Below are 17,172 nucleotides of genomic sequence, written 5' to 3'. Positions count from 1 at the left end.
CCATGAGCGTTGAAATCAATATATCCCGCTTCAGGAACCTCGCCATAGACGCGCAGGAGGACGGCGTTTGGGTCGTGACCCTGAATCGCCCGGCCAAGCGCAATGCGCTTGATATCGACACCATCGAGGAACTGGTGGAGTTCTTCTCGCTGGCGCCACGCGCCGGGGTCAAGGCCGTGGTTCTAGCTGGATCAGGCGACCACTTCTGCGCGGGCCTGGACCTGATCGAACACCACGACGAAGACCGCAGCCCCGCCGATTTCATGCACGTCTGCCTGCGCTGGCACGAAGCCTTCAACAAGATGGAATACGGCGGTGTTCCGGTCATAGCTGCCCTACAGGGCGCTGTCGTGGGTGGCGGCTTGGAACTGGCCAGTTCAGCTCACATTCGGGTTATGGACAAAACCACCTATTTCGCCCTGCCCGAAGGCCAGCGGGGTCTATTCACCGGCGGTGGCGCCACCATTCGCGTAAGCGACCTGATCGGCAAATCCCGCATGATCGACATGATGCTCACGGGCCGTGTGTATCAGGGGCAGGAAGCCAGCGATCTGGGTCTGGCACAGTATTTCGTCGAAGATTCCAGCTTTGACAAGGCGATGGAACTGGCCCGCCGCGCAGCCGAAAACCTGCCGCTTTCGAACTTTGCCATCTGCTCGGCTGTAAGCCACATGCAGAACATGTCGGCGCTGGATGCAGCCTATGCAGAGTCCGTGGTGGCCGGTGTCGTGAACACCCAGCCCGCCGCCCGCGCCCGCCTGGCGGCTTTTGCCGACAAAAGCGCCGCCCGCGTGCGCCCCAACGAGTGATAGAACCTGAGGGACAGAGCCCTAACCCTTGGTCATGGCTCTGCTCCGAACGACGTGTTCCTTCCTCGCACTTTGCGAGGTCGCCTTGGTCTGAAAAGATCCTCCCTCCAGACGCGCGGACCGGCAAGCTTCGGAGAGCCGCGCGTCAGCCCTCAGTCATGGCGTGAAAACCGATATACGAATAGTGTGTCCCCCCTTTTTCAAGCAATTGGAGTGCACCGTGATCGATTGCGAAAGGATCGCAGCTCAAAAGCTGGCATCTCAAGGCCCAAAACCGTCCACGAAACCGGGGAACTCAAACGCCACTTCAGGGGCCGACTGGAAGCAGGCGCAACATGGTATGTGCCGCGCCGGGATATCAAAATCGCTGTCGAAGGCTTTTATGAAGATATCGGAACTGTGGGCCTTGAATCCTTCGGCGCCTCAGTGAACGCTCGCTTTCCGTTCTGATCACGCATGTCATTCTGCGGGCAGCGTGGCACATAGTGCCGTTCTTCTATCTCCCCCGATCCCATACTCCACTTGCCAACTGGTGATCAAAAAACGGTGCCCGGGGCAACCAATGTGAATGGCAACCCGAACCACATTGATTGCAAACTGTCTCCCATCGCAACTCTGCACCGAACGCTGGTGCACTCAAACGCTGGGATGCTTTTCCGATGGCAGGAGTGGTGGGTGATGAGAGACTCGAACTCCCGACATCTTCGGTGTAAACGAAGCGCTCTACCAACTGAGCTAATCACCCGCTGCGCCGGGATTTAGAGAAATCCCCGAGGCTGCGCAAGAGGGTGATCGCGATTTTTTGAGGCCTGAACGAAATTATCGCAGAACCGTTTCCATGCCGTTCTCAAGGACATAAACGCAACCCTGTCCGTTCTCCAGTTGCGCCAGCTCACCACGCTCCAAACCACAGACTATCCCGCGCATCACCTGCCCCAAGAGACCATGTGCAACAACAACCGAAGGGCCGGCCAAAGCGTCGAGGAAGGCCAAAGTGCGGGCATAGAATGGTCCATACCCCTCGCCGCCAGGGGCTTCGCAAAACATGTCGAGCGGGGTTACGTTGCGCTTGAAATATTCGGGATCTGCCGCTTGCAGGTCGGCAAGCCTATGACCTTGAAACTCTCCTGCGTGTACCTCGGCAAGACGCGGGTCGGTCATAAATCGGCGGCCAGAAAGCGCGATCTCTGCCGTTTGCTGCGCTCGCCCCAGCGGCGATGCGTAACAGGGCGGGTTTTCTGCCTTCAGAATCGGAGCCATCAGTTCGGCCTGCCGACGGGCGTGACCAAGACCACGCTCACTGAGCCGGGACTCGAGCTGCCCCTGAACGCGGCGCTCTGCGTTCCACTCCGTCTCTCCATGACGCAACAGCCATATCTTCGGGTAATCTCTCATCAAAAATTCCTTTGCGCGGTAGAACCTGTCATCGCCCTTTTACAGCTGCGCAAATGCGCCGTCTTCCTTTACCGCCTGCATCGCCACATAGGTCGAAGTCGACGCCACATGCGGCAAGGAGGAAATCCGCTCGCCCAGAACTTCGCGGTAGGTCGTCATGGAGCGCGTGCGCACTTTAAGAAGATAATCAAAATGGGAGGCCATCATGTGAACCTGCTCGATCTCGGGCACCTTAACGACGGCCGCGTTAAACCGGGACAGAGCCGCCTCGCGGGTATCGTCCAGTTTCACCTCGACAAAAGCCACGTGGTCAAGCCCCAGGCGGATCGGATCCACCAAGGCGCGATAGCCGGTGATGATTTCCTCAGCCTCCAGCCGCTTTAACCGCGTCTGGGTGGGGGATTTGGACAGGCCGATACGCCGCGCCAGATCCGCGACAGAAATCCGACCATCCTCTGCGAGGACGTTCAGAATCGCCCGGTCATAGCGGTCAAGGTCCAAAAAGTTCATTCGCCCTCCATATTACAGAAAATTCCACCATTCGTCCCGCGAATACCATACCTTCAGGCGAATGTCCCGCTCATTAACGTCTACTCTGGACAGTAGACCCGCTGCGGACTTTCTTTCGGAGTATTCTGCATGACCCAAGCCCCCCTGATCCAATCCGGCAAGCTGCGCGATCTGATCGACGCCGGAACCTATGTGGACCAAACCGCCATGCGGGACCAATTGGTAGCAACTGCCGCACTGACCGCAGCCCAGCGGCAGACGATCTGCGCAGATGCCGCAGCGCTCGTGAAAGACATCCGCGGCCACTCTTCCCCCGGGTTGATGGAGGTGTTTCTTGCCGAGTATGGGCTCTCAACGGATGAAGGCATCGCGCTGATGTGCCTGGCGGAGGCGCTTTTGAGGGTACCCGATGCGGACACCATCGATGCACTGATCGAAGACAAGATCGCACCCTCCGACTGGGGCAAACACCTTGGACATTCTTCGTCTTCCCTGGTCAATGCCTCGACCTGGGCCTTGATGCTGACCGGCAAGGTTCTGGATGAAGACAAGCCCAGCCCGGTGCGGGCCCTGCGCGGCGCAATCAAGCGCTTGGGAGAGCCGGTGATCCGCACCGCTGTGGGCCGTGCGATGAAGGAAATGGGGCGGCAGTTCGTCCTGGGTGCAAGCATCGAAAGCGCCATGAAGCGCGCCGCCGGTATGGAGGCAAAGGGCTATACCTATTCTTACGACATGCTGGGCGAAGCGGCGCGGACCGAGGCGGATGCTTCGCGCTATCACCTGTCCTACTCCAAGGCGATCTCGGCCATTGCGGCGGCCTGCAAGAGCGATGACATTCGTAAGAACCCCGGCATTTCAGTAAAGCTCTCCGCCCTGCATCCCCGCTATGAGCTGGCGCAGGAGGCCCGCGTTATGGAGCAGCTTGTGCCGCGCCTGAAAGCTCTGGCGCTATTGGCCAAGGCAGCGGGCATGGGGCTCAATGTCGATGCCGAAGAAGCTGACCGGCTGTCGTTGTCGCTGGAAGTCATCGAAGCGGTGGTCTCTGATCCGGCGCTGGCGGGCTGGGCGGGCTTTGGCGTCGTGGTGCAGGCCTATGGGCCCCGCACCGGCCTTGCGATTGATGCCCTCTACCGCATGGCCGAGCAATACGATCGCCGTTTCATGGTGCGCCTTGTCAAAGGCGCCTATTGGGATACCGAGATAAAGCGCGCACAGGTCGAAGGCGTCGATGGCTTTCCGGTCTACACCAGCAAGGCGCTTACCGATGTCTCCTACATCGCCAATGCCCGCAAACTGCTTGGGATGACTGACCGGATTTATCCGCAGTTTGCAACCCACAATGCCCATACCGTCAGCGCCATCCTGCATATGGCCGAAGACAAGAGCCTGTTCGAATTCCAACGCCTGCATGGCATGGGCGAAACCCTCCACCAGATGGTAAAAGAGCAGAATGGCACCAATTGCCGGATCTACGCCCCCGTAGGCGCCCATCGCGATCTGCTGGCCTATCTGGTGCGACGTCTGTTGGAGAACGGCGCAAATTCGTCCTTCGTGAACCAGATAGTGGATGACAACGTGCCCCCGGAAGTGGTCGCTGCCGATCCCTTTGACGCGGTTTCGGACGTGAGCTGCAGCATCCCCACCGGACCAGAACTCTTCGCACCGGAACGGCAGAATTCGAAGGGCTTTGACCTTGGCCATGCACCGACGCTTGCCGCCATTGAGCAGGCCCGTGCCCCGTGGCGGGATCATCGCTGGAGTGCCGGTCCACTGCTGGCGGGTGATGCCGCCCCCGAGCTGGCCGAGGATGTCACCAACCCCTCCGACCTGACCGTTGTAGGACAGCTGACCCCGGCCAGCGCCGCAGATGTGGAAACCGCACTCTCCACTGCCAAGCCCTGGGACGCGCCCGCTGCAGACCGAGCTGCGGTCCTGAACAAAGCCGCCGTTCTTTACGAAGAGCACTATGGCGAGCTGTTCGCTCTTTTGGCACGGGAAGCCGGCAAGTCCATTCCGGATGCTGTGGCCGAACTGCGCGAGGCGGTAGATTTCCTGCGCTACTACGCGGCCAACATCCCCGATGCAGAACCCGCCGGCCTGTTCACCTGCATTTCGCCCTGGAACTTCCCGCTGGCAATCTTTTCCGGGCAGATCTCGGCGGCGCTGGCCACTGGAAATGCGGTATTGGCCAAACCTGCCGAGCAAACCCCGCTGATCGCCTACCGCGCGGTTCAGCTGCTGCATGAGGCCGGCGTGCCCCGCACCGCCCTGCAACTGTTGCCAGGACCGGGCAGCCGGGTGGGTGCAGCACTCACCTCGGATCCGCGCATCTCCGGCGTCGCCTTTACCGGCTCGACGGCAACCGCCATGCGCATTCGCAGCGCCATGGCCGAAAATCTGCGCCCCGGAGCGCCTCTGATCGCGGAAACCGGCGGTCTCAATGCCATGATCGTCGACTCCACCGCCCTGCCAGAACAGGCCGTGCAATCGATCATCGAAAGCGCCTTTCAGTCTGCCGGTCAGCGCTGCAGCGCCCTGCGATGCCTCTACGTGCAGGAGGACATTGCCGACGATCTTTTGAAGATGCTCAAGGGCGCCATGGATGTGCTGAATCTTGGCGATCCGTGGTATCTGGATGTGGACAGCGGTCCGGTGATTGATGCGGGCGCGCGCGCAGGCATTCTGGCCCATATCGATCAGGCCCGCGCCGAGGGCCGTGTGCTGAAAGAAATGCAAACGCCCCAGGGCGGAACCTTCGTGGCGCCCACTCTGATCAGCGTGCCGGGCATTGGCGCGCTCGAAAAGGAGATCTTTGGCCCCGTCCTGCATGTGGCGCGGTTCAAGGCGCCGGATCTGGACCGCGTGATCGATGACATCAACGCCACCGGCTATGGGCTAACTTTTGGCCTGCATACGCGGATTGATGACCGGGTTCAGCACGTCTGCGACCGGGTGCACGCGGGCAACATTTACGTCAACCGCAACCAAATCGGCGCCATCGTCGGCAGCCAGCCCTTTGGCGGCGAAGGCCTTTCGGGCACCGGTCCCAAGGCAGGCGGTCCGAACTACATGGCGCGGTTCTGCGCACCTGATCGTCAGAACAGTGACGCTGCGTGGGAAGGCTCAATGACCGATTTGCCCGCTCCGTCCGGCACAGTAGCCCCGCCCAAGACCACCTCCCTGCCCGGCCCGACTGGCGAATCCAACCGTCTCACAACATCGGCCCGCCCGCCGCTGATTTGCATGGGACCAGGTGCCGAGGCAGCGGCCGCCCAGAAAGAAGCTGTTCTTGCGCTTGGTGGTACGGCCATCGAAGCAAACGGCCTTCTTGATCTGCACCGGCTTGAGTTGCTCGAAGGTTTCTCAGGTGTACTGTGGTGGGGAGATGAAGATACAGCGCGCCGGATCGAGAAAACGCTTGCGAAACGGAACGGGCCGATCATTCCGCTGATACCCGGCAAGCCCGATCCGGCACGGGTTCTGGCAGAGCGTCATGTCTGCGTGGACACCACTGCAGCTGGCGGCAATGCCGCCCTTCTGGGTGGCAGCGCCTGAACGTACAGCTTTTCCCGATAACCCCTTGACGCTGGGCCGTAACCGGCCCAGCGTTCGCCCCATGTTTCCGCTGCGCGATCACAATCCATCGGGGCGCACGCCCTATGTTGTCTACCTCCTGATGGCGGCGAATATCGCAGTGTTTCTCTACGCGATTTCGACCTACACCAGCGACCGGTCAATGGCTGGTTTTTACTACACCTATGGTATCATCCCGCGCGAGATCACCTACGGCGGCAGCTTTGGCAGCCTTTTCACGTCGATGTTTCTGCACGCCGGTTTCATGCATCTTGCGGGCAACATGCTGTTCCTCTGGATCTTTGGTGACAACCTGGAGGACGAGATGGGCCACCTGCCGTTCCTGGGCTTCTATCTAATCGCAGGGATTGGCGCCGGCCTTTTGCATGTGATGGCCGCCCCCATGTCTGTGGTGCCCACGGTCGGCGCCTCCGGAGCCATCGCCGGGGTGATGGGCGGATATCTCTTGATGTTCCCGAAGGCCCGCATCGATATCCTTTTGATCCTGATCATCTATTTCAGGGTCTTCTCGATCCCGGCCTTCATCATGCTTGGACTCTGGTTCGTGATCCAGTTCGTCGGCGGGCTCGGTTCGGACCCAGACACTGGCGGCGTCGCCTATTGGGCGCACGCCGGCGGGTTTGTTGTTGGTATGGGGCTTTGCATTCCCTTGTGGATCAAACGCGGTGGCCCGGACTTCTGGAGCCGCACGCGAGGGCTGCCCCCCCATCCGGAAAACCAGTACGAGCACAGCCCCACTCGCGTGCCCCGCATCCCCCGCCGTGTGAATGCAGGCAGGAAAAACCCGGGCCCATGGGGCAAGTAGCCTCATCCACAGCCCCCCTGAACGGCACCTGTGGAATAAACGAAAAAACGCGCCCAGCCGGACAGACTAAACGCGTTCCTTCATGTGGGGAACTTGGCTAGGCGTCAGCCCCGGATCACCTTGGCAAAATTCTCGTAGATTGCCTCGTTGGCGCAGACCACCTCTCCAGATTCGAGGATTTCTTGCTCAGGGTCGATTGCTTCGATCAGGCCACCGGCCTCTTTCACGATGATGATACCTGCCGCCAGATCCCAGGCGTTGAGGCGGCGCTCCCAGAAACCGTCGTAGCGGCCTGCGGCCACATAGGCGAGATCAAGTGCCGCCGAACCCCAGCGGCGTACACCCGCACAGGCGGGCATCAGGCGGGCCAGATCTTGCAGGGTCGCAGGCAGATCAGACCGCCCGCCAAAGGGCAAGCCGGTCGCAAAGATCGACTCGATCATCCGGTGGCGACCCGATACCCGAATGCGGGTATCGTTCATCCAGGCTCCGGTGCCTTTTTCGGCAAAGAACATCTCGTCCTTGGCTGCGTCGTAGATCACGCCCGCAACCACCTTGCCCTTATGTTCAAGCGCGATGGAAATCGCCCAATGAGGCAGACCATGCAGAAAGTTGGTGGTGCCATCCAGCGGGTCGACGATCCAGCGACGCGTGGGGTCCTCGCCGGGGGTCTCACCGCCCTCTTCGGCAAGCCAGCCATAGGTGGGGCGCGCGCCCATCAGTTCTTCTTTCAGGATCTTTTCAGCAGCAATATCGGCCTTGGAAACGAAATCTCCTGCACCCTTCATCGATACCTGCAGGTTCTCGACCTCGCGAAAGTCTTTCACAAGGGAGCGGCCTGCCTTGCGGGCGGCCTTGATCATCACGTTGAGGTTCGCGCTGCCAATCATATCTGCAGACTCCTGTATCGGTCGGGGGGAGATGCCGGTCAAGCCGTGCCTATACGCGCCCTGCACCCTGTTGCCAAGAGTGAATGCCCAAGGTCTCATGGGGTCAGTGACATCTCATGGCCAGCATGTGCCGTTGGGTTATTCCTGCTATGGGTTGCAATGCGCGAAACTGAACCACACAGTTCAGATTGACGGACACCTTGGAGAAAAAAGGGAGGGGAGACCCAAATGAGCGAACAGATGCAGCGCATCGTGCTGGCCAGCCGCCCCGTCGGTGAGCCAACGGACGAGAACTTCCGCATGGAGACGGTGGATTTGCCTGTCCCTGGTGAGGGCGAAGTCCTTGTGAAGTCTCACTATATGTCGCTGGACCCCTACATGCGGGGCCGGATGGACGATGCCAAATCCTATGCCGCCCCGGTGCCGATCGGCGGCACCATGGAGGCCGGCGCGGTCGGTGAGGTCATCGCCTCCAACAGCCCGCACTTCAAACCCGGCGATTATGCATTCGGGATGCTGGGTTGGGCAAGCCACGGCTGCCTTCCTGCCAAAGAGTTGCGCAAGCTGGATCCTGCGCAAGGTCCGATCACCGCAGCGCTTGGCGTTCTGGGCATGCCAGGGTTTACCGGATGGCATGGCTTGACCGCCTATGGCCGACCGCAGGCCGGGGAAACCCTTGTTGTGGCAGCCGCGACCGGCCCCGTGGGATCGATGGTGGGTCAGCTCGCCAAACTTGCAGGACTGCGCGTCGTTGGCATCGCGGGCGGCGCGGACAAGTGCAAACTGGCGATCGAAACCTTCGGCTTTGACGAATGCCTCGATCACCGCGCCTATGAGGATGCAAAATCGCTGCGCAAGGATCTGGCAGCCGCCTGCCCCAAGGGCATCGACATTTATTTCGAGAACGTCGGTGGCAAGGTACTTGAGGCAGTACTGCCCCTTATGAACCCCCATGGGCGCATTCCCATCTGCGGCATGATCGCCTGGTACAACGCAGGCGGCCTTGGCGCCGGGGCTTCTGACGCGGCGCTGACAGGTCCGAACATCTGGCGGAACATCCTGGTCAAGTTCCTGTCGGTGAATGGCTTCATCATCTCGAACCACTTTGACCGCTATCCGGAGTTCCTGAAGGAAGTCGGCCCCAAGGTTGCCTCGGGGGAGGTCCGCTTCCTTGAAGACATCGCGACTGGCCTTGAGAACGCCCCCGATGCCTTCCGCTCTCTGCTCAAGGGCGGCAACACAGGCAAGCAAATCGTCAAGCTGATCTGACGCCCGCAGCTGCAAAAGGAAACGCCCGCCATTCTGCAATGGCGGGCGTTTTGCCTGTCGGGGGCAGACTACTGCTGCTGAAGCTTTCGCGCTTCGACCTTTGCGAGACGGATAAGTTCCTGCATGTAGGGCTTTTCGCGATCCTCGCTGCGCACCGCTGCATAAAGCCTGCGGGTGATACCGTCTTTGGTCAGCGGCCGAGTGACGTAGTCGGACGAATACTTGACCTCGCGCACCACCCAATCGGGCAGCACCGAAACACCCCGGTTGGAGGCCACAAGCAGGAGAATCACCGCAGTCAACTCCACCTGCCGGATCGATGCGGGCTCTACCCCTGCCGGGATCAGAAGCTGGCTGAACACGTCCAGACGCGATTTTTCCACCGGATAGGTGATCAGGGTCTGATCGCGAAAATCTTTAGCCTCCACAAAAGGTTTGTCGGCCAGAGGGTTGTGGGACGACGCCACAAACACAGGGTTGTAGTCAAAAAGCTCGATGAACTCGACACCCGCAATTGTGTCTGGATCGGAGGAGACCACGAGATCCACCTCTTCCTTTTGCAAGGCAGGCAGCGCGTCAAAGGCAAGACCCGGGCGAATGTCAACGTCCACATCTGACCAGCTTTTGCGAAAGGCTTCGAGCACCGGAAAGAGCCATTCGAAACAGGCGTGGCATTCAATGGCGATATGCATGCGCCCTGCGTGCCCGTCGCGAAGGTTGGAGAATTCGGCCTGCGCCGCCTCGACCTGGGGGAGCACCTGCTCAGCCAACCGGAGCAGACGCAAGCCCGCCGCCGAGAGCTTCATCGGCTTGGAGCGCCGCAGGAACAGCTCCACCCCCGCCTGATCCTCCAGCCCCTTGATCTGATGGCTAAGGGCACTTTGCGTGATGTTCAGCTGCTCGGCCGCACGGGCAAGCCCGCCCGCCTCGTGAATGGCCTTGATCGTTCGAAGGTGACGAAATTCGAGAAGCATCCTATCGCGCCGTTCATGTTGTTCTTGAGAATTATGAGTTTGTTTCACAATGCAGGCTATGCGACAAGGGGTCAAATCAGTCGGAGATCCCGTAAATGAAGACCCCTGACATCTCTTTTGAATTCTTCCCCCCGCAGTCGCTGGAAGCTTCCTTCCGCCTGTGGGACACCGTACAGACCCTCGCGCCGCTCGATCCGCGCTTTGTCTCCGTGACCTATGGGGCTGGCGGCACGACCCGTGATCTGACACGCGACGCGGTTGCTACCTTGCACAAATCATCAGGCCTCAACGTTGCCGCGCACCTGACCTGCGTGCAGGCGACCAAAGCGGAAACCCTTGAAATCGCGGATCGCTTCGCCGAGGCAGGCGTCTCCGAGATCGTTGCCCTGCGCGGTGACCCGCCAAAAGGCGAAGGCAAGTTCACGCCCCACCCCGACGGTTTTGCCAATTCGGTCGAACTGATCGAAGCCCTGGCAGAGACCGGCAAATTCACCATCCGTGTCGGCGCCTATCCCGACCAGCACCCAGAGGCCGCCACCGCCCAGGCCGATGTGGACTGGCTGAAGCGCAAGCTCGACGCAGGCGCGGACGAGGCACTGACCCAGTTCTTCTTTGAAGCGGAAACCTTCTTCCGCTTCCGCGATGCCTGCGAGAAGGCTGGCATTGATGGCTCGAAACTGACTCCCGGCATTCTGCCGATCGAGAACTGGAAAGGCGCGCGAAACTTTGCCCGCCGTTGTGGCACAAAGATACCTACCTGGGTCGAAGAGGCCTTTGACAAGGCCTTGCGAGATGACCGGGCCGATCTGCTGGCGACCGCGATGTGCAGCGAGCTGTGCACCGAACTTTTGGAAGGCGGCGTCGAGAAACTGCATTTCTACACGCTGAACCGCCCCGAACTGACCCGCGATGTCTGCTTTGCCCTTGGCGTCACTCCCAAGGTCTCGCTCGAGAACGTCGCGTAAGACTTGCTGGCGCTGTGATGCGCGCCTAGCCTCATTCCAAAATGGAACTGTGTTTGCCCGGCCCCGTCGCCGGGCAATTCACATGAAGGAGGCGTTTCATGGTCACCGCAAAATCCCCGACTGATCTTCTGCCGATGGAAGAGATCACGCAGCTTTCCGGCCTGGAGTTCATGCAAGGCATCCTGCACGGCAAGCTGCCCGGCCCGCCGATCGGCGCGCAGCTCGGCTATCGCCTGCATGAGGTTTCGGACGGGCGCGTGGTGTTTCGCGGCACACCGGAATTTGCCTACACCAACCCCATGGGCACGGTTCATGGTGGCTGGTATGGCACACTCCTTGATAGCGCCATGGCCTGCGCAGTGATGACCCGCGTGCCCAAGGGCTCGGCCTACACAACCTTGGAATACAAGATCAACATCCTCCGCTCGATCCCGCTTGGCATGACGGTAGACTGTCTTGGCGTCACAGATCACGTGGGCCGCTCGACCGGCGTTGCCCATGGAGAAATCCGCGGCGTCGAGGATGGCAAGCTGTACGCCACGGGATCAACCACCTGTATCGTGATGAAGCTGCCGCCTCCAAACCGCTGAAAACCCGATCATTTTTGCAGCGCACGGCTGCTAGCGCGTCGCGCGTAAGGGCCAGAAGATCCGCCAAGAAGAACGGGGTTCCTTGATCACATATCCCTTGGCACTGCTGTGCAGCCGTTCGCTGGGATCCGCACCAACGCGGCGCCTGCTGCGCAGAACAAAGATCTTGCCCCAACCCCGCCAGGTCCCGACCGAAGGCGCGCACGGATCGACAGGGTAACGCATCCGCCAGTCCTGCGGCAAAGCCAGACCGCAGTCCTCGGCCTTTTCAAGCATCCAGACCAGCGAGATGTTCGCAAGCGGCCTTGCCGCGTCGTTGCCGCCCAACTGCCCGCCTACATCGCCATGGGCGCCGCGGAACCACATTTGCTCAACTCGTCCATTGAAATCATCCTGACACGACCACAGGACCGGCGCAAAGACATCGCGTGTCTCATCCAGCGCGAGAGCGTGGTAGCCATTCTTTACATGGGGGCCAAGTTTGTCATTGTGGAAGCCGTGCGGATCCTTGGCCCAGCGCCAGAGGATCGGAAGCCGAAAGCCCAGCGCCTTGACCGTGTCCCAAACGCCGATCATCTCGATCCGCGTCTCGCTGTGGCAATAGGCCTGGTGAAACGCACGGGCCACCTCGGGATCCTGGCCTTCCTGATAGTGACGATAGGCGGTTCGGATATTGCGTTCGGTCGCATGTTCGGTGCGTAAGAGCCCTACCTCTCCGATCACCCCGGCAAGTGAGCGTACCGCATATGCGCCCCGACTATAGCCGATCAGGTAGATGCTGTCTCCGGGCCGATACCGGGAGGCAAGATAGCCATAGGCACGGCGGATCTGCCGGTTGATCCCCTTTCCAACGATTACATCACGCGCACTGGACCAGCCATTCCACTGCACTCCACATTCGTAGAAAACCGATACCTCGGGGCCCATCTCGCGGCAGAGCTGATAGGTCTGCCCGGCATGGGATTCATGGCCGGGCCGAAGGGATGTCATTGTGCCATCCAGAATGATCACATGGGCCTGCGGCCCGCGCATCGCGGTCTCGCCAGAGTGCTCGGACCGCAAAGGCCGCCCGAGCCATCCAAGCAGACGTTTACTCAGCCGCGATAGTGTCATCCCTTAGTACTTCCCATAGTTTCATCGGCGTGAACGGCATGTCCATCTGGCGCACACCCCGCGCCCAGACCGCATCCTGCACCGCGTTGGCGACCGCCGCCATGGCGCCCACCGTTCCGGCCTCTCCACAGCCTTTCATCCCCATCGGATTCTGGGTAGAGGGCACGGCCTCCGTCGAGAATCCCATCATGGGGACATCAGAGGCCCTTGGCATGGCATAGTCCATGAACGATGCCGTGAGCAGCTGCCCCTCACTGTCGTAGACCACGTGTTCCAGCATGGCCTGACCCAGCCCCTGGGCAACTCCACCATGCACCTGCCCCTCTGCAAGTGCCGGGTTTATGAGGTTACCGAAATCGTCAACCACGGTGTAGCGATCCACCTCCGCCGCGCCGGTTTCAGGGTCGATCACCACCTCGCAGATATGAGCCCCATTTGGGAACGAACGCCCCGGCAGCGTGGCCCGCGCAGAATGACGCATAAGGTCGGTGCGACCCTGGGCGCGGGCCATCTCGGCGGCCTCTACAAAGGTCGGCGTCAGGTTTGACCCTGGCGCGCGGAAGGTTTCGCCGTCAAATTCGACGGCGTCTTCCTCGACGCCCATCTCCTCGGCCAGGAAGGGTGTGAAGGCCTCGACCATCTTGTCCACGGTGGCCAGCGTCGCGTTGGCCTGGGTCGTGACAGAGCGCGACCCGCCGGTACCACCACCACGGGCGATCAGGTCGCTGTCGCCCTGGACCACGGTGATCTGCTCTGTTGGAATGCCGGTCTGGTCAGCAAGGAACTGAGCATAAACGGTTTCATGCCCCTGTCCGTTGCTTTGCGTGCCGACATAGATGTTCACCCGGCCATCCTCCAGAAACTCCACTTCCGCGCCTTCCGAAGGATCGCCCAAAATGCTTTCGATATAGTAACAGAGGCCGACGCCGCGCAGCAGGCCCTTGGCTGCATCCGCAGCTTTGCGGTCCGCAAAGCCCCCAAGGTCTGCTTCCTCTGCCGCGCGATCCAGCACCCGGCCAAAGTCTCCCACGTCATAGGTTTCACCGACGATCGTCGGATACGGGAAGGACGCGGGCGCTATGAAGTTACGGCGGCGCAGCTCCAGCGGCTCCACGCCCAGCTCGCGTGCGGCGCGGTCCATCACGCGCTCCAGCACATAGATCGCCTCGGGACGGCCAGCACCGCGGTAAGCATCGACCTGCGTGGTGTTGGTGTAGATCCCCTCGGAACGCAGCCAGGCGGTCTGGATATCATAGACCCCGGTCAGAACCTTGCTGAACAGCGTGGTCTGAATGATCTGCCCAAACGGCGCGTTATAGGCGCCAAGATTGCAGAGCGTATGAACGCGATAGCCCGTAATTTTGAGATCTTCATCAAAGGCCAGCTCTGCGAGCGACGTCAGATCACGACCGCCATTGTCCGAGAGCATGGATTCCGAGCGGTCGCCGATCCACAGCACCGGACGCCCCAGAACGCGGGCCGCATGGGCTACCGCGTAATATTCGGGATAGGGCTGGGACTTCATGCCAAAGCCGCCGCCGACGTCCGGCGTCACAACATGCACCTGCTCCTCCGCGAGGCGGAGTTTCTTTGCAAGGTTTCCTTTGACGCCCCAGACCCCCTGCCCGCCAAAGGTGAAATGCAGACGGTCCTCGCGCCATTCGGCGAAACAGCCGCGCGGCTCCATCGAGTTGACGATGATGCGATTGTCTTCGACTTGCAGCGACACGGTATGCGCCGCCTTGGCAAAGGCCTCCTCGGTGGCGGCCTCGTCGCCGATCCCCCAATCAAAGGCCCGATTGTCCGGCACATCCGGGTGAAGCGGCTCCCCACCCGGCGCAATGTCGAGTTTCACCGGCAGATCGTCGACCTCCAGTTCGATCATCTCGCCCGCATCACGCGCCTGATCGAGCGTGTCGGCCACTACGACGGCAATCGGCTCCCCGACGTGACGCACACGCTCATGGGCCAGCATCGGGCGATGAGGTGCCGCGGCGCTCGAGCCATCCCGGTTCTTGATCAGGATGCCATCGATGCCGGTATCATAGCCCGCATCCACATAGTCCTGATAAGTCACAACCATATGCACGCCATCTGCCGCGCGGGCGTCCTCGACATCAAGCGCGGTGATCACCCCATGGGCCACCGGGCTGCGCAGCACCCAGGTCTTCAGCGCATCCTTCGGCGCGGCGTCTTCGATATATTGCCCATGCCCGGTCAGAAACCGGACATCCTCGGTACGTTTGACTGGCTGGCTTTTTCCGAATTTCTGCATGCTCATCCCCTCCGCGCGCGTGGTGCTTGCTTTGGGGCCGACATTAGCCTTCAGCGTCAGCTTGTCCAGAGAGGGCGATCACGGTCGCCACGTCAGAGAGCCCGTAGCCGTTGAACTGGGTGCTCATGGCCGAAGAATAGGCACCAAGGCCGGGAAAGAGCACATAGTCGCCGATCACGCTATCCTTGGGTAGCGGCAGACCGTCCGGCAAGCGATCCAGGCTGTCGCAGGTGGGGCCAAATACGATGCGGGGTTTGCGCTCGCCTGCCCTGTGGCGCCCTTGCGCGCTGACCACGGTAACACGCCCCGGCAAGCCCATGTCGCGGATATCCACGAGGCCTCCGTAGATCCCGTCGTTGAGATAGACCACTTCGCCGCCTTTGCGCAGCCCCTTGATACGCGCGGCAAGGGTAAAGGCTTCGGACACCATCGCCCGGCCCGGCTCACAGATCAGCTGAGGCGCCTCGTCGCCAAAGGCCTCTGTCACCGCTGACCCGATAGCGGCAAAAACACTCTCCAGATCCGGCGCCTCACCATCGCGGTTGGCGGCAAAGCCGCCGCCTACGTTCAGCCGCGCCACCTTGACGCCCGCCGCAGCGACAATCCTGCGTGCCGCGTGGATGTATTCGACCCAGGCTGCCGCATCCTCGCATTGCGTTCCGGGATGGAAACACAAGGCAGGAGTCCAGCCCATCGCTGCCACCTCTTTCAAAAGCCCAGCAGCCTCTTCCGGGGCGGCGCCGAACTTGCTGCCAAAATCATAGGCCGCGCCGACAACTGGCAATGCAAAACGCACGGCAATCTCGCAGGTCCGCGGAACCTCGCGCAGTTTTTCCAGCTCGCTCGCGTCATCCACCGACCAGCTGGCCACGCCGTGGGCAATCCCGGCAGCGACCTCCGCCTCCGAGCGTACCGGATTGTTGTAATGCATCACCGCATCCGTACTGGCCGTGCGCACGGCCTCCATTTCCGCGGGCGAGGCCACATCAAAAGCCGACACACCCGCCGCCACCAGGTTGGACAGCACCGCCGGATGCGGGTTCGCCTTCACCGCATAGGTCACGAGTCCCGGAAAGCCCCTCAGGAACCGATCCGCCACCTGGTGCAACACCTGCGGCGCGAAATAGAGGATTGGATGGTCTGGAGTGCGGCGCGCTAGGTGGGTTTCAGGATCAAGCCAAAGCGGGGGAATATGCTGCATCGGATCACGGCCTCGTTGGACGGTCTGCAAGTGTTTTGAGTGTTATTACCAGTTTCGCCCTTTTGTACGTCGATTCCCCCCGTCACTTTTGCTAAAGTGACGGAAATTTCCGTCATAACTTCGGCTGAATGATGCAGATCGACGATACCGACCGACACCTGCTGACACTATTGCGAGACAATGCGAGGCGCTCTGTCGCCGAGCTTGCCCGACATCTTGGGCTGGCCCGCACCACCGTTCAGACGCGCATCGAGAGACTTGAGACCCTTGGCGTGATCTCTGGCTACACGCTGAAACTCTCCCCCGCAGTACGCCCGCCCCTCCAGGCCACCGTTCTCATCTCTATCGAACCGCGCAGCGGCCCCGAGGTTCTGGCCCGCCTGCGCAGCCTACCGGGCGTCGAGGTTGTTCACACCACATCGGGGCGGTTTGACCTTTTGGCGCAGGTGGTGGCCCAGACCACGGATGAGCTGGATGAAACCATCGACCGCATCGGCGAGGCGCGCGGTGTACGATCCTCAGAAAGCCTGATCCATCTTGCGACCAAACTGGACCGCAGCGGGACACGCGGATAGGCGGGACCATATCCTGATGCCGGTTGGAGAGAGCCGGAAAAATAGTGCGCCCGGCCAACTTTGCAGTTTCCCGCATCAAAGTCCGGCCGGGCGGCTTAGTGAATTGCGGGAGGAGGGATGGGCCCGCTGTTCTCTTCATGAAGCAGAGTACCCGCCAGCCGTTAAGCCCGCGTTACCGGCCCGCCCGTTTCCCCTGCGCCGCCCCTG

At 60.9% G+C, this 17,172-nt stretch carries 14 protein-coding genes and 1 tRNA gene; 7 read left to right on the top strand and 8 right to left on the bottom strand.

The genetic code is table 11. The annotated features are described in order from the left end of the window. The first annotated feature begins 2 nt into the window (after positions 1-2). The gene (locus INS80_RS14085; protein WP_192966239.1) at positions 3-809 is read left to right on the top strand and encodes a crotonase/enoyl-CoA hydratase family protein; all 807 of its coding nucleotides are present in this window, start codon (positions 3-5) and stop codon (positions 807-809) included. Between the two features lie 669 nt (positions 810-1,478). Here INS80_RS14085 and INS80_RS14080 read toward each other — a convergent pair. The 3 genes from INS80_RS14080 to INS80_RS14070 all read right to left on the bottom strand — a co-directional run bounded on the left by INS80_RS14080 (position 1,479) and on the right by INS80_RS14070 (position 2,714). Continuing rightward, positions 1,479-1,554, bottom strand: a tRNA-Val gene (locus INS80_RS14080). A gap of 74 nt (positions 1,555-1,628) precedes the next feature. After that, on the bottom strand, positions 1,629-2,204 hold the full coding sequence (locus INS80_RS14075; RefSeq protein WP_192966238.1) for a histidine phosphatase family protein: 576 nt from the start codon (positions 2,202-2,204) through the stop codon (positions 1,629-1,631). A 39-nt stretch (positions 2,205-2,243) separates the two neighbouring features. After that, on the bottom strand, positions 2,244-2,714 hold the full coding sequence (locus tag INS80_RS14070; protein WP_192966237.1) for an Lrp/AsnC family transcriptional regulator: 471 nt from the start codon (positions 2,712-2,714) through the stop codon (positions 2,244-2,246). Positions 2,715-2,843: 129 nt separating this feature from the next. Between INS80_RS14070 and putA the strand changes: the two genes are divergently transcribed. Together putA and INS80_RS14060 are read left to right on the top strand one after the other, a co-directional pair. Next, positions 2,844-6,269, top strand: coding sequence for a bifunctional proline dehydrogenase/L-glutamate gamma-semialdehyde dehydrogenase PutA (gene putA / locus INS80_RS14065; RefSeq protein WP_192966236.1), 3,426 nt, complete (start codon positions 2,844-2,846; stop codon positions 6,267-6,269). Between the two features lie 61 nt (positions 6,270-6,330). Beyond that, positions 6,331-7,113: a rhomboid family intramembrane serine protease gene (locus INS80_RS14060; RefSeq protein ID WP_192967287.1), complete on the top strand. Its 783-nt coding sequence runs from the start codon at positions 6,331-6,333 to the stop codon at positions 7,111-7,113. A 104-nt stretch (positions 7,114-7,217) separates the two neighbouring features. On the opposite strand, the gene INS80_RS14055 is transcribed toward INS80_RS14060, so the two are convergent. Then, positions 7,218-8,003: an inositol monophosphatase family protein gene (locus INS80_RS14055; RefSeq protein WP_192966235.1), complete on the bottom strand. Its 786-nt coding sequence runs from the start codon at positions 8,001-8,003 to the stop codon at positions 7,218-7,220. 228 nt (positions 8,004-8,231) lie between these two features. On the opposite strand from INS80_RS14055, the gene curA reads away from it, so the two are divergent. Beyond that, entirely contained in the window at positions 8,232-9,272 is a 1,041-nt protein-coding gene (curA, locus tag INS80_RS14050) for an NADPH-dependent curcumin/dihydrocurcumin reductase (protein ID WP_192966234.1), read from the top strand. 68 nt (positions 9,273-9,340) lie between these two features. Here the strand turns inward: curA and INS80_RS14045 are convergent, their stop codons facing one another. Further along, entirely contained in the window at positions 9,341-10,246 is a 906-nt protein-coding gene (locus tag INS80_RS14045; protein ID WP_192966233.1) for a LysR family transcriptional regulator, read from the bottom strand. A 95-nt stretch (positions 10,247-10,341) separates the two neighbouring features. Here INS80_RS14045 and metF point away from each other — a divergent pair, with 95 nt between their 5' ends. Further along, on the top strand, positions 10,342-11,211 hold the full coding sequence (gene metF, locus INS80_RS14040; protein ID WP_192966232.1) for a methylenetetrahydrofolate reductase [NAD(P)H]: 870 nt from the start codon (positions 10,342-10,344) through the stop codon (positions 11,209-11,211). A 98-nt stretch (positions 11,212-11,309) separates the two neighbouring features. Beyond that, a complete protein-coding gene (locus INS80_RS14035; RefSeq protein ID WP_192966231.1) occupies positions 11,310-11,801 on the top strand; it encodes a PaaI family thioesterase in 492 nt (163 codons plus the stop codon). A gap of 30 nt (positions 11,802-11,831) precedes the next feature. On the opposite strand, the gene INS80_RS14030 is transcribed toward INS80_RS14035, so the two are convergent. From INS80_RS14030 to INS80_RS14020, 3 genes are read right to left on the bottom strand one after another with little or no spacing between them, the layout of a single operon-like run. After that, complete coding sequence (locus INS80_RS14030; RefSeq protein ID WP_192966230.1) at positions 11,832-12,914, bottom strand: T6SS phospholipase effector Tle1-like catalytic domain-containing protein; 1,083 nt, start codon at positions 12,912-12,914, stop codon at positions 11,832-11,834. Further along, positions 12,892-15,189, bottom strand: coding sequence for a xanthine dehydrogenase family protein molybdopterin-binding subunit (locus INS80_RS14025; RefSeq protein ID WP_192966229.1), 2,298 nt, complete (start codon positions 15,187-15,189; stop codon positions 12,892-12,894). Before INS80_RS14025 ends, INS80_RS14030 begins: the two co-directional genes overlap by 23 nt. A gap of 43 nt (positions 15,190-15,232) precedes the next feature. Continuing rightward, positions 15,233-16,390, bottom strand: coding sequence for a type III PLP-dependent enzyme (locus INS80_RS14020; RefSeq protein WP_192966228.1), 1,158 nt, complete (start codon positions 16,388-16,390; stop codon positions 15,233-15,235). A 131-nt stretch (positions 16,391-16,521) separates the two neighbouring features. Between INS80_RS14020 and INS80_RS14015 the strand changes: the two genes are divergently transcribed. Then, entirely contained in the window at positions 16,522-16,965 is a 444-nt protein-coding gene (locus INS80_RS14015) for an Lrp/AsnC family transcriptional regulator (protein WP_192966227.1), read from the top strand. Positions 16,966-17,172: the final 207 nt, after the last annotated feature.

This window comes from Phycobacter azelaicus, from assembly GCF_014884385.1.
In the GTDB taxonomy this organism is placed as follows: domain Bacteria; phylum Pseudomonadota; class Alphaproteobacteria; order Rhodobacterales; family Rhodobacteraceae; genus Phycobacter; species Phycobacter azelaicus.
Note: the sequence above shows the minus strand (reverse complement) of the source record. Positions and strands in the feature narration are given on the sequence as shown.